Raw genomic sequence first — 13,765 nt, 5'->3', positions numbered from 1 at the left:
CCCCTTCTAATACCATTAATTCCAATTTTTAAAACCAATTCATAGCCTATATGGAAATTGCCATTATTGCTTCGGGAATCCTGCTTTTGCTTTTACTTACCATAAAATTTAAACTCAACGCCTTTATCGCCTTTATCATTGTTTCTCTTTATGTAGGGATTGCATTGGGGATGGAATTGCAAAGTGTGGTTACGGCGATTCAAAATGGAATAGGAAACATTCTTGGCTTCTTGGTGTTGATCCTTGGCCTTGGTGCCATGCTGGGAAAGTTGATTGCCGACAGTGGTGCCGCACAACGAATTACGGCTAAATTAGTGGAGAAATTTGGGATTAAAAATGTACAATGGGCGGTAGTGCTCACCGGCTTTATTGTAGGTATTCCCATGTTTTATTCTGTAGGTTTTGTAATGATGATCCCTCTGGTATTTAGTATTGCCATGTCTACTAGATTGCCCCTTTTATATGTTGGCCTGCCTATGCTTGCCTCCTTGTCCGTAACCCATGGATATCTTCCGCCACATCCTGCACCTACGGCTTTGGCTTCCATGTTTGAAGCCAATATTGGGAAAACATTGATTTATGGTATCATTGTAGCAATCCCAGCCATTATTCTTGCTGGGCCTCTTTTTGCACGAACCATTAAGCATATTAAGGCGAGCCCTTTAAAAGAATTCTACAATCCCGTTGTTTTGGAAGAAAAAGATTTACCTTCCTTGGGCGCAAGTTTGTTTACGGCCTTATTGCCGGTATTGTTAATTATCATGGCGACCTTATCGGATCAATTCGTTCCAGATGATTTTGTACTTAAAGAAGTGTTGGTTTTTCTTGGCAACCCTGTTATTGCCATGCTCATTTCCGTACTTGTCGCTATTTATACCTTGGGCCTGTCTAAGGGGAAAAACATGAAGGAACTCATGTCTTCCTTAACAGATTCTGTCTCCAGTATTACTATGGTACTATTGGTGATATCAGGGGCAGGCGCACTAAAACAGGTACTGATCGATAGCGAAGTAAGTACCTATATTGGAGAGCTGGCCGCAAGTTCCGGATTGTCCCCATTAATATTGGCATGGCTAATTGCTACGGTATTACGTGTTTGTGTGGGGTCTGCCACCGTAGCGGGACTGACCACAGCCGGGATAGCACTGCCTCTGGTTACGCAAGGGGGAACAAGCCCAGAATTAATGGTATTGGCTATTGGATCTGGAAGTTTAATGCTTTCCCATGTCAATGACAGTGGTTTTTGGATGTTTAAGGAATACTTTAACCTTAGCGTAAAAGATACCTTCCGAACATGGACAGTCATGGAAACCACGGTTGGGGTAATGGGATTGATCGGGGTTTTGGTGCTAGATTTATTTGTCTAGGCCCCCTTTATCTTTGAAGCTCAACAAGCGTATGCATAACCCCTCGCAATTCGGCCAATCCTTTGAGCCTCCCAATAGCAGAGTATCCAGGATTGGTATTTTTACTTAGATCATCCAAAAGTTGATGTCCATGATCAGGTCGCATTGGGATTACTTTATTGGATTTCAATTGTTCTTGTAAAAGCATCTGTATTACAGAAACCATGGGTACATCGCCTTCTAGATGATTGGCTTCATAGAAATTCCCGATCCCATCGCGCTTTGTGCTTCTTAAGTGTACAAAATGAATATGTTTCCCCAAGTCCTCAATGATCTTTGTGAGGTCATTATCCTCCCGAACTCCCAGAGAGCCTGTACAAAAGGTAAGGCCATTACTAGGACTAGGAGGGTGGTTCACAATACGGCTTAGGTCGTTATAGCTGCTCACTACACGGGCTAATCCGAAAATAGGAAAAGGGGGGTCATCGGGGTGTATGGCCATCTGTATTCCATACTTTTCTGCAGTAGGAATAATTGCTTCCAAGAATAAGGTCAAATGTTCAGCAAGTTTTTCAGGGGCAATATCCTTGTACCTAAGTAAGGCATTCCGGAAGTCCTTCAATGTATATCCCTCTTCTGCCCCGGGCAAACCGGCAATACAATTTTGAATCAACTCCTTTTTGTGCTCTGGAGTCATTTCGGAGAAATATGCTTCGGCCTCCTTCAAAATATGGGGAGAATACTCCTTCTTGGCATTCTCGCGTTCCAGAATAAAACAATCAAATGCGGCTAGGGCAATAGGCTCAAAACGCAATGCTTTCCCTCCATGTGCAAGTGAGTAGGAGAGATGTGTTCTGGTCCAGTCCAAAACCGGCATAAAGTTATAGCAGACGGTCCGGATGCCTTCAGAAGCCAAATTGATCAATGTTTCTTTATAGGCATCGATATAGGTTTCAAAGTCTCCACTTCTTGTTTTGATATCTTCATGGATCGGAACACTTTCCACAACAGCCCATTTCAATCCATGTTGGACGATCATAGATTTTCTTTGCCTAATGGCCGCTACATCCCATACCTGACCATTTGGGTATTCATGAAGCGCAGTAACTACAGCTGTTGCCCCAGCTTGTTGAATATCGGATAGGGATACTACATCTTTGGGCCCAAACCAGCGCATAGTCTGTTCCATCATTTTGAGTTGATTATTCATTTTATGGCATTGTTTTACCTAAAACAAAAATAAAAATTAAAATCTGGGTCCAGAGGTATTAAAGAGAACTTATGGTTTGGTTTTGGTAAGACATTCTTTCAATTGCAACTGTAATGTCTGGTATTCTACGTGGCCAAATTGATGATACAGCATATCATAATTTTCATTGAAAATAATAAATGTTGGCGTACCTCTAAGTTGATTAAGGGTAAAGGTCAATGACAGCTGGGGCTGATTTTTTAGATAATGGATGACTTGGTTTAAAAATGGAATTTGTTCCTCTTCGCTTGACATTTGATACCGTGAACTGCTTTGGCAAATTTGCTCGGCAGCTTCCTTAAAATTGAAGGAATCATCGGATTTTTTGTCCATAGCAATAGGAAATACAAGGGGATTTGGATAGCTATCTAAGCCATGTTGTTTTAAAGCTTTTTTGGTTTCCCCAATAAGTTCCCCATTTGAAATCAACGCCTTGGTATTGTCCGAGGTATTATAGTTATAATCTTCAAAGGCCGTAGATAGCCCTAAAAAGGAAACCTCATTCCCAAATTCTTCGTACAATGCGTTCACTAGTGGAATACCGTACAAAAAACAGCCCGGACAATTGACTTGAAATACAAATAAAAAATTCACGGAAGACCGCTTAAAATTTCCTGAAAGCATAGATTCGTGATGAAGAATCAAGGGTTGCATAATGATGTATTGAATAATGAATTATTGCAAATTTAGTATTATTTAGATAGGATTCCTTACAAATGTACTTAAGATGCATATTTTATGGATGTTTTACCGTTGTTTTTTGATAATTACAAGATCGTTTCCCGATACGGTACTTTAATATACTGATATATTTCCCCTATTTTTAGCCTTATAATGAAACCCACGCCTTGTACATGTATTTCTTAAGTTTTCCAAATTTTAACATATACAGCACCCCATTACTCATCTTATCTGTGCAAGGTTTAATTTTTGCCTTCTTGCTTTTTGGAAGGTACCTTCAAAAGAAGCTACTTTCGGATATTATACTGGCATTGATTCTGGGAATAACCTGCTATCATAGAACTACCTATACCATTGGTTTTATGGATTGGTACGATACCTATAGAAATACGAAGATCAATTACTATTTAATTGACCTTTCAATGTTGATGGCGCCACTAATTTATTTTTATGTACGGGCCATAACAAGTGCGACCTTTAGATTTAAAAGAAAGTACTACGCCCACTTTATTCCCTGGGGAATTTATTTTTTAATAAAAGGGTTTATTCTTGTTTATGATGCCTCTTTGCCAGATTTTGGGAATGCACAAAATGGATTTCTTGTAATTAATTTTCAGTGGCCCTATTTAGATCCCATTGTTGGTCTATTTTCTACCTTGCAAATGTTGACCTATTTGGTCCTTAGCTTTCAGCTTTTCTTCATGTACCGAATGAGAATACAAGATTTCTTTTCAAATACCTATAAAGTGGAATTAAATTGGCTTCGAAACTTTCTATACATCTATACGTTCTTATTTGTCTTCCACAACATACAAACCCTTGTAAATGATGTGATGTTGGATTTAAGCTGGACTCAGGAATGGTGGTATCATTTCTTTTCAACCATTGCTATCATTTATATTGGCGTGAAAGGATATTTTACGGTTACCGATAATTTAAGAGGTTTGGGTCTGGAATATGATCATTTCAACTTCACTCAAAAAAGGAGTAGGACAGAGCATACCAAAAAAGAGGACGGGGAAGGAAGAGGCATATCGGAAAAATTGAAAGCCAAGAAAGAAGTAATCAACAGGTATTTTCAAAACGCAAGCCCCTATTTAAATCCTGATTTGACTTTGGTAAGTTTGGCAAAGGAATTGGGAATGTCCCGCGAAGAACTTTCGGTAGTCATTAATAAGGGTTTCCACCTGAAGTTTAATGATTTTGTAAATGGATATCGCATTACAGCCGTAAAACAAATGCTTCGCGAAAAGAAACACCTTGAATTATCGCTGAGTGGAATAGCGTATGAATGCGGGTTTAATAGTAAGGCCACCTTCAATAGGGTCTTTAGAAAAATGGTAGGAACTTCTCCATCTGAATTTATCAATACGTTAAAATAGTTACTTCGTTTAAGGAGTCTCAATTCGTGGGTGAGCCTTCATTTTCACGAATTGAATCCCTGGTAGCGGCTTTGTTTCGCAATTTTGAAAAGCGAAATAAAAACAGTTAAAAATGAAAACGCTATTTAAAAAAGTACTAACACCAGTCTTGCAAAACACGCTTCTAAACGATGGTATATTGGCAATACCACGGCTGTGCTGCGGACTTCTATTGGCTCTTGATTTTGGGGCTTCCAAATTTGGAATGCCATGGACTCCTTCAGATAAAAACTTATCCCTATTTGAAGTTTCGGATTGGTTTGTGGAGGATATTGCGTCATATGGCGGAGTCTTTGCCCTAAGCCCCGTCCTTTTTGCATGGCTCGGTGCGGCTAGTGAAGCCATCGGTGGTCTGTTTCTAGCCTTGGGTCTTAAGACTAGGGTAGCAGCCTTTTTTATCGGCTGTACGATGATGGTGGCCGTATTTTTTCAAAAATGGGATCAGGGAGTATGGGGGATGCTTCCTGCATTGGGGTTTTTATGGGTAATGCTCTATAGTTTGGTTTTGGGCTCTGGTCGTTTTGGATTGGATTATGTCATTGCGAAAAGAATGGCGAGAGATATACACAAATGATAGAGGATTCTATAGAGATCTCAGTACAGAAACTTGCTATTAAGGATATATTTAGGGCAATATCAATACTCCATAGGATTGCCAGTACAGGATATACCTATACTGGCAAGATGGGTATTTGGGTTTTCTTTAGAGTTCCTTTATATTATCGATGAATACTCGATCTATACGTGTTAAAAAAGGATCTATGGCAATCATTTTAGGAAGTGTTTCAACTTCTATTTTTAACAGGGTCTCTGCTTTGTTTATGATATGCGCTTTTAAATAAATAGGCGTATCCTCTGTCTGTAAAGACTTGGGGTGTTCTTTAAAGAGCCCAATTTGTATGGGTTCATTAATGGGAATCTCTTTTTCTTCACCATTGTTCAATTGTTTAAAACGTTTTGCTTGGAGCGCTATACTAAGCTCATAATTTCCATTGGCCAATTGCTTATAAGAAGTATCTCCAATAGCAAGATCATAGCGTATCACTTCCTTCATCCAGTCGTCTACAAGTTTATGATATTCCAAAGGTGTTTCTTTATAGAGTTCCTCCATAAACTCTAGTGTATGTACCTCATACTCATCTTCCATGCCATGCCGTTGTGTAAGTGTTTTCAATACGGTATTTAACTTGGTTTCTCCAATGAGATCTCGAAGCGATTGTAGAATAAGACTACTCTTTCCATAGGCCAGATAGTATTCTCCATCTTCCAAATACATGGGAGGTTCCTTAGCGGTAGCAAAGGTACGACCACTGAAATAGCTATTATTGGATTGTTTATTGAGCTGCCACAAAGCGCCTTTTCCATACATTTTTTCCAAGACTATACTTTCGGTATATTTCGCAAAACCTTCGACAAAAAAAGCAGCTCCTTCCACATTTTTTGGCGTCAGGATCATACCCCACCACTGATGTGCAACTTCATGTATGGTGCGTTTGGAGACCAAATCAAAGGTAGGAGTCGCCCGAATGTCGATGAGATATAAATTGTCTTCCACCATATTGATCAATCCGGGATGTGCAGCACCTCCAAAACTGTGATAAGAGGGAATCTCTGCAATTCTTAAGTGGTTTAAGGTATAATTTCCAAACTGATCTATGCAATAGGCCAAGGTATTCTTAGTACTGTTATTTATGGTACTATGGTTCATTTCGTGTCCATTTTCGTAATAATACTCCAATGAAATATCATGATACTTATCTTTTTTTAAAGTGTAATCTGCAGAGAAGTAAGCTAGTGATGGCACGTTTTTTTCAGGGAATTTATAATGAAAGAAATTCCTCCCATTTTCTGTCCATTGACGTTGAAGATTGCCAGGCGCTAGAGCCGTTTGATTTCCGGAAGTAGATACAATAGTTTCAAACCAAATATTGCCATAACCTACTTTAGGGTCAAAAAGGTGTTGATCCCTTAGTGTTTCCACTTCTTTTGGAGGAAGGCCTCGTTTTTTACGTTCATGAGAATCAAATAATTCATAGGAACGATAATACCCCAAGACAGGTTCAAATTCTTCATGCCGTATATAAGTCCCATTTTTGACGATGCGTCTGTCAATCTGAAAAGGAGAGGATTGTTTTACAAAATTATAACGTAATCTTGCCCTTTCTTTGGGAAGAATGGGAGTGTTGAATTTAAAAAGGTAGGTACCAAAGACAGTGTCTTTAAGAATCAAAGTTGCATTAGCTACGCTGACCTTTGCTAAGGTATTTCGTTCTGTTAAAAACAAATGGGTTACGGGAACATTGTTCTTGTTGATTAACTGATAATCGGCGAAAACCGCATATTTTTCAGTATTGGGGTATAAGGCAACTTCTGTCTTAAGGTCAATATAATGCAGTCTGGGAATAGTGTCATATTTTTTAAAATTACGCTCGTAATTTTCCGAATAATTTAGCCTATCATTAGAATTCCTATAGGTTTGTTTGACATTTAATTCCGAATAGAGCAAAAATCCACTTATTAAAAATAAAAGAACAACAACACTTAAACTAACCACTTCCCATTGTTTCCAATTTTTAAAATGTATACTTTTTATGGTATAACCACTACCAATGATTCCACGTTTCCATACTTTAAAAGCAACGATAGACAATAGTGCTGCAAATGCGAACCAATATACCGTATAGGAATGAAAAGCTTGGGTATGAATGGAATAACCGGCCATATTGGAGTATATGGGTCTTGGAAAACTTCCAATCCGAAGCATAGGGTGTTCAATCCCCAGATTACTGGCAAGGGGAGTGCTTAAAAACAACAATACAAAGGCGGCAATCCCCATACCCAAATACTTATTGTTGAGTATTCCTTGAATGAAAACAGCAACCATTACAGCAATGTACATTGGAACACCGTAATAATAGAAGAGGGCGAGGTATTGCCCTATTTCCAAATCAAAATGTCCGTTGGTTAGCTGAAAAGCAATACAAACTAGAATTACGGTAAATATCAGAAATACGGGAAGCAAGAGCAAAGTTACAAGTTTGGATAAGAAAAAGACCCAATTTAAGGCCGGGGTGGTGTTCAGAATACCCTCAAATTTGTAGTTTCGCGCTCGCCAAATTAACTCTCCACTGTAAAAGACAATAAGAATAAGTCCGAGCATAGGTACAAGCTCCATAACAATTTCGATAAGCAAATTGGTATAAGGATACCAACTATCACCGTAAGAACCACCTTCAAATATCCTTGAATATAACTCCATAACGGAACTGCTAAAAAGAATCAACACGATGACAAGAAAGGGAAGGCTTTTAAAAATGGCTTTGATGTCTATCCAAAGGGAGGACCAAAAAGATAGCCATTGGGTTTTCAAATCTATATGTGCGGACACAGAAAAATAAGCCAGAACATGGGGTTGCACAATAGCCTCAAGTTTCTTTTTCTTGATTTTCTGAAGCGATTTTCTATAGGAAAACAAACGGTAGGTCCCTGCTAAAAGTAAAAAAGAGAATACGGTCCAAAGTACTCTGTTCCAGAAATATAAACCACTAAAAGATAACATGTTTTTGTTTTTATCTGCAGGAGTCCAGAATTGAGTATGTTCATAAAAAGTAGTTATGGAAAAAGGGTCTGCCAGTGCCGCAACAGTCATTTGACTTGGCGATGCCGGTACTGAAGCAGCGAGTAAAGGGGAATTGGAATAAAATGCACTTAAGAAGTATAAAATATAAATCAATACGGCACTGGAGTATGTGGCAAGTGCATTTTTTGAAAGAATGCTGACTGAAAAAATAAGCGATGTACAAATGAAAATGTTAGGCACAATAATGACAAAGAATACCCACAAATATTTTTTTATTTCAAAAGGAGCAATCCGGGAAGAATCTAGATCAGAAATGGATAACCCCATTAAAAACCCAGGTAAAAAAAGGCTAAATGCGAGAACACTGAATAAAAATATACCTATAAAGCGGCTCCAGAAAAAATATCCTTTTTTGAGGGAAGTACTGTAAATGAGTACATCCATTTGATAATTGCTGTCCCGAAGTACTCCGCTGACTGAAAAGAACATGATAATAAAAACACTTGACAAAGAAAAAGTACTCGTGTAATAACTGATTTGATAGGCGGAATTAAAGTCTACTAAAGCGGGAGCTTGACCTACGCCTCCGACAAAAAAACCAAAAAAACCAAAAATGATTGCAAGTAAAGGCAGGGCACGTTGTTTTGATTGGTATAATGCTTCAAAACCTAGTAATAATCGTAGCATATTAGTCGTTTTTTATAGTATGGTGAAAATACATTTGAGTAAAATAATAGTCCTCCAATCCAGCATTGACCGAATTAAAATCAGGACCAGGGGCTGTTTCTGACAATACTTTGATTTGGGTTTCGCTGGCAATAAGTCTTGTGGAAATCACTTGATAGTTTTCTTGATAAACGTTCAATGCTTCCTTAGGGATAATCTTACTCCATACCTTATTGGAAATCGTTTGGACCAAAGCATTGGGATGTCCTTTTGCTATAATTTTACCTTCCGCCAAAATTGCCATTTGAGTACATAGTTCTTTGATGTCTTCAACAATATGCGTAGAAAGGATGACAATGATGTTTTGACCAATCTCACTAAGAAGATTTAAAAACCGGTTCCGTTCTTCTGGATCTAAACCTGCTGTGGGTTCATCCACTATAATAAGTTGCGGATTGGCAAGTAGCGCTTGGGCAATTCCAAAACGTTGTTTCATTCCCCCGGAAAAGGTGTATACCGATTTTTTACGGTGTTGGTATAAATTGGTTTGCTGTAGTAGGGCCTTTACTTGGGTCTTACGTTCCTTTTTGTTCAAAACACCCTTTAAAATGGCCAAATGTTCTAAAAGTTTTTGTGCAGATATTTTAGGATAGACACCAAATTCTTGAGGTAAATATCCCAAATGCTTTCTAACTTCTTGAGGTGTCTGAATAATATCAGTGTTATTGAATAGGACTACACCGGAGGAAGGCTCTTGAAGCGCAGCAATAGTACGCATTAAACTGGATTTTCCTGCGCCATTGGCGCCTAGAAGACCAAACATCCCATTGGTAATGTCCAAGTCAATGGCATCCAAAGCTTTTACTCCATTGGGATATGTTTTTGACAAGTTCGTAATTTTAAGTGTATTCATTGGTTTGATATTTTATGACAAATCTATTTTTGAACATCAACGTTTACTAATAAAATTGATTTCTGTCACTCTTTTGTACATGGAAGGTGCTCTAGGACATATGAAAGGAATCTTGTGGAAGAAAGCAGGTCGTTGATGCAAAAATTGATGCTATTTGTCAATTTGTTTGCGCTGCCAATTTTACAACTGTAATTTTGGGATATGATACGTTTTCTGAAAAATTATATAGCCTATGGGTTAGGAGCAATTATAGTAGGGCTAGTAGTCTTATGCCTATCCTATGTGGGATTTATCCGAATTCCCAAAGATGAACCTTTGGAAACCGCACTTATTTTTGGGTTTTGGTGGCTACTCGTCTCTTTTGGATTACATCATTTTAAATATATCAAAGGGAAGAAGAGTCTACTGATTAAAATTCTGGTATTGTTTGTCATTTCCTTTATGATATTTGGAGCGGATGATTATTTTAAGATTCCTGATCATCCCATAGTTATTTTCCTTATGGTGCTCTTTTGGTTAGGAGTTTCCTATCTTTTCTTTCCTTCTTTTTTTATAAAATACAAAGTATTGATCTTAGTAGGCTATGGCTTAATTTTGGCTTATTTTTTTTACCTGAGACTTCAGGAAAATTATGAAATACTGTATCATCAAAGAGCTTTCAACCTTTTAATACTACCTATTCCAATCCTAATTGGGATATGGTTATACGAACAATGGAAGTGGTTTAATACGATTAAGTCAGAAAAATCCAAAGCAGAACTGGAACTTTTGAAGAGTCAGGTGAATCCCCATTTCTTTTTTAATACTTTGAACAATTTGTACGCCTTGACGGTAAAACATTCCGAAAAGGCACCTGAAGTGATTTTGAAATTGTCCGATATGATGCGCTATACGATTTATGAGGGCAAAAATGAACGTGTGAAACTTTCGGAAGAAATCACCTACTTAAAAAATTATATTGCACTTCATGAGATTCGACATCAAAAAAATGTCAGTATTCAGTTTGAACATCATGTTTTGCCTGACGATGAAATAGCTCCTTTATTATTTATCATCCTTTTGGAAAATGCCTTTAAACATGGGGTAGAGAAGTTGACGAATGGTGCATATGTACAGATTAAGTTGTACAGTGACCAAAAGCAAATCCATTTTTTTATTGAAAACAACTTTGATGATTCGGAAAGTGAAGAAGAGAAAGGAATTGGATTAGAGAATTTAAAACGTAGATTGCTATTGATATATCCAGACTCCCATCAACTGCATATTGATAGGGATATTACAAAATTTAAGGTAGACCTAATACTTAAAAAACAATGATCAGCTATATAATTGTAGACGATGAACCCTTGGCCCATGAATTGATTGAAGAATTTTGCGGTATGTTACCTCATTTGGAACTCAAAAAGAACTGTTACAATGCCTTGGAAGCCATGCAGTTTCTTAATGGGACTAACGTAGATTTAATGTTTTTGGATTTAAATATGCCCAAACTTACAGGCTTTGAATTCTTGAAAACCCTTTCTTTTCCGCCAAAGGTCATTGTGACTACAGCTTATAAGGAATTCGCTCTTGAAGGCTATGAGCTAAATATCGCAGACTATTTATTGAAGCCCTTTAGCTTTGAACGCTTTGTTAAGGCGGTCAATAAGGGAACAACAATGGTTACCCCATTGCCGCATACGGAATCCTCGCCTCAACAACGTAGTTTTTTTGTCAAAGGGGATAAAAAATACCACCAGATCAAACTAGATGAAATCTTGTTTGTTGAAGCCTATGGGAACTACACGAAAATTTATATTCAGGAAGAGTACATCGTCAGTCACGAAGGGATATCGTATTATGAAAGCGTATTGCCGGTCGCCCAATTTTTACGGGTACATAAATCCTTTATCATCGCTCTGGACAAAATCCGGCAAATTGAGGGAAATCGAATACGGATCAATACCCATATAGTGCCTATTGGAAGAACGTATAAGAGCGTTGTAAGCAAATTATATCATACTTAAGCACCAAATGCTTTTAATTCATACGAATTTGAAGCTGTTTTCACAATTATTTTATACATTTCAATCGGTATAAAATCATAGTGTATTTTGGATGTTTGGTCAATAGTAATCTTAATTTTTGTAGCGCAAGGATTGTTTACCCTTAGCGTGCTTCTATTTTCTAAGCAACGAAAAGGGGTTAGGGCAAATGTCTATTTAGGGGTGCTCATGGCATTCATGGTTTGGATATTATTGGAATTCCTGTCCATTAGAACACGTTTTAGTATTCCACTAAACTCCTTTTACGGAACACGCTACGGGAGTTGGCTTTTGGCAGGGCCATTGGTCTATTATTTTTATAGTGCCCTCACCAAGACCGATTGGAAGTTTGGGATAAGAGCGGCCCTGCATCTATTGCCCTTCATTGTTTTTGTTTTAGCCATTCCTTTGTTAAATGATTCCCTATTGAGTACAAGACAAGTACATTATGGTATGTTGGCCGTTTTTGATCATAGACCAAAGACCACCACCTTCTTTGAATATTTATATTCCACGGTGTTTTACCTACAATTTCTTCATCTGGGAGCATATCTATTGTATAATTTTAAGATGATAACTTCCTACAATCGGAAATTGAAAAACCAATATTCCAATATCAATGAAGTAGTATGGTTACACCTTTTTAATGCGCTCTTGATCATTACTTTGGTCTTCGCCTCTTTATATCTCTATATATTATTTAAAAGCGATTTTTACAGCAGGTCTTTGGACTATATTTATGCCGTTCCCATGGGTTTTTTCATCTATTCCATTGGGTATTACCTCTCCGGTCTCCATTGGCGTAAAGTACCTTCGTCCAACCAAAAATATCAAGCTTCAAATCTAAAAGAAGAAGAGAAAGCCAAAATATTGAAAGACCTGACGCTTCTTATGGATAAGGAAAAAATGTATTTGCTTAATGACCTAAGGATAAAAGATCTTGCTACAAAACTCGGGGTAAGTGCCCATCATGTATCACAAGTGATCAACGAGCATTATCATTGTTCCTTCTTTGATTTTATCAATAAGCATCGGGTAAAAGAGGCCCAATACCTGATGCGTTCTTTTCCAGAAAAGAATTTGTTGCAGATTTCTTTTGATGCCGGATTCAACAATAAAACTTCTTTTGTCAACGCCTTTAAAAAATTTACATCAAAAACACCTTCGGCCTATAGAAAAGGACTTTAGGTGTTAATTTTCTATCAATTCCAATAATAAAGGGACAACTTTTATAAAGATTGTCGATAAGTGCTATGGGATTCCCTAACATTGGGACATCATCATAAACATAGCAATAATGAAACTCAAAGGTATTTTTATTCCAGTTCTTTTATTTTTCTCTTCCATACTAAGCGCACAAAACTATGCGATAGACAGTGGTCACAGTACAGTGCAAATACAGGTAGATCGATTTGGGGTGGTCGATGTGGTTGGAAGATTTAAGGCCATATCGGGCACCATTGCCTATGATGCGGATGCCCCGGACAAAACTATGGCAAATGCCATCATACAGGTAGATAGCTATGACGCCAATAATGCTGGGGGCGAAGCGGCAGTGAAGAGCAAAGCTTTCTTGGATGCCGCAACCTATCCGGAAATTCGTTTTTCTGCCAAGGAAACCATGGTGAAGGATGGAAAGCAGTATTTTAGGGGAGATCTCACTATTCATGGCATAACGAAGGAAGTACAATTGCCTTTTTCGATCAAAGGGCCTTTACTGGACCTTCCTACGAAAAAACAATCCATTGCCTTTACTTCTTCCATTACCATAAACAGACAGGATTTCGGGATTAGGTTTAATGCCAAGCTTCCTTCGGGAACTTCTATTGTGGGAGATGAGGTAAAGATTACCCTGATTATACTGGCGCTAGCGGAATAATATGCC

General features: G+C 38.0%; 11 protein-coding genes. 7 read left to right on the top strand and 4 right to left on the bottom strand.

The annotated features are described in order from the left end of the window. Positions 1-50 precede the first annotated feature (50 nt). A complete protein-coding gene (locus ACEXOE_RS13110) occupies positions 51-1,367 on the top strand; it encodes a gluconate:H+ symporter (RefSeq protein WP_394749262.1) in 1,317 nt (438 codons plus the stop codon). 7 nt (positions 1,368-1,374) lie between these two features. Here the strand turns inward: ACEXOE_RS13110 and uxuA are convergent, their stop codons facing one another. After that, positions 1,375-2,535, bottom strand: a complete 1,161-nt coding sequence (uxuA, locus tag ACEXOE_RS13105) for a mannonate dehydratase (RefSeq protein ID WP_394749631.1) — start codon at positions 2,533-2,535, stop codon at positions 1,375-1,377. Between the two features lie 90 nt (positions 2,536-2,625). Next, complete coding sequence (locus ACEXOE_RS13100; RefSeq protein ID WP_394749261.1) at positions 2,626-3,249, bottom strand: hypothetical protein; 624 nt, start codon at positions 3,247-3,249, stop codon at positions 2,626-2,628. 200 nt (positions 3,250-3,449) lie between these two features. Here ACEXOE_RS13100 and ACEXOE_RS13095 point away from each other — a divergent pair, with 200 nt between their 5' ends. Together ACEXOE_RS13095 and ACEXOE_RS13090 are read left to right on the top strand one after the other, a co-directional pair. Continuing rightward, a complete protein-coding gene (locus ACEXOE_RS13095) occupies positions 3,450-4,658 on the top strand; it encodes a helix-turn-helix domain-containing protein (RefSeq protein ID WP_394749260.1) in 1,209 nt (402 codons plus the stop codon). A gap of 112 nt (positions 4,659-4,770) precedes the next feature. Next, a complete protein-coding gene (locus tag ACEXOE_RS13090) occupies positions 4,771-5,271 on the top strand; it encodes a DoxX family protein (protein ID WP_394749259.1) in 501 nt (166 codons plus the stop codon). Between the two features lie 129 nt (positions 5,272-5,400). On the opposite strand, the gene ACEXOE_RS13085 is transcribed toward ACEXOE_RS13090, so the two are convergent. Both ACEXOE_RS13085 and ACEXOE_RS13080 read right to left on the bottom strand, forming a co-directional pair. Continuing rightward, on the bottom strand, positions 5,401-8,964 hold the full coding sequence (locus ACEXOE_RS13085; RefSeq protein ID WP_394749258.1) for an ABC transporter permease/M1 family aminopeptidase: 3,564 nt from the start codon (positions 8,962-8,964) through the stop codon (positions 5,401-5,403). 1 nt (position 8,965) lies between these two features. After that, on the bottom strand, positions 8,966-9,856 hold the full coding sequence (locus ACEXOE_RS13080; RefSeq protein ID WP_394749257.1) for an ABC transporter ATP-binding protein: 891 nt from the start codon (positions 9,854-9,856) through the stop codon (positions 8,966-8,968). 201 nt (positions 9,857-10,057) lie between these two features. Here ACEXOE_RS13080 and ACEXOE_RS13075 point away from each other — a divergent pair, with 201 nt between their 5' ends. From ACEXOE_RS13075 to ACEXOE_RS13060, 4 genes are all read left to right on the top strand, one after another. After that, positions 10,058-11,173, top strand: coding sequence for a sensor histidine kinase (locus tag ACEXOE_RS13075; RefSeq protein ID WP_394749256.1), 1,116 nt, complete (start codon positions 10,058-10,060; stop codon positions 11,171-11,173). After that, positions 11,170-11,862, top strand: a complete 693-nt coding sequence (locus ACEXOE_RS13070) for a LytR/AlgR family response regulator transcription factor (protein WP_394749255.1) — start codon at positions 11,170-11,172, stop codon at positions 11,860-11,862. The genes ACEXOE_RS13075 and ACEXOE_RS13070 overlap by 4 nt, the downstream gene beginning before the upstream one ends. An 87-nt stretch (positions 11,863-11,949) precedes the next feature. Beyond that, positions 11,950-13,068 carry a helix-turn-helix domain-containing protein gene (locus ACEXOE_RS13065; protein WP_394749254.1) on the top strand — a complete coding sequence of 373 codons (1,119 nt, stop codon included), beginning with the start codon at positions 11,950-11,952 and terminating at the stop codon, positions 13,066-13,068. A gap of 109 nt (positions 13,069-13,177) precedes the next feature. Further along, positions 13,178-13,759, top strand: a complete 582-nt coding sequence (locus ACEXOE_RS13060; protein ID WP_394749253.1) for a YceI family protein — start codon at positions 13,178-13,180, stop codon at positions 13,757-13,759. The last annotated feature ends 6 nt before the right edge of the window (positions 13,760-13,765 follow it).

Source organism: Spongiimicrobium salis (assembly GCF_043678055.1).
GTDB classification, from domain to species: Bacteria; Bacteroidota; Bacteroidia; order Flavobacteriales; family Flavobacteriaceae; genus Spongiimicrobium; species Spongiimicrobium salis.
This window is presented reverse-complemented; position numbering and strand designations above follow the sequence as displayed.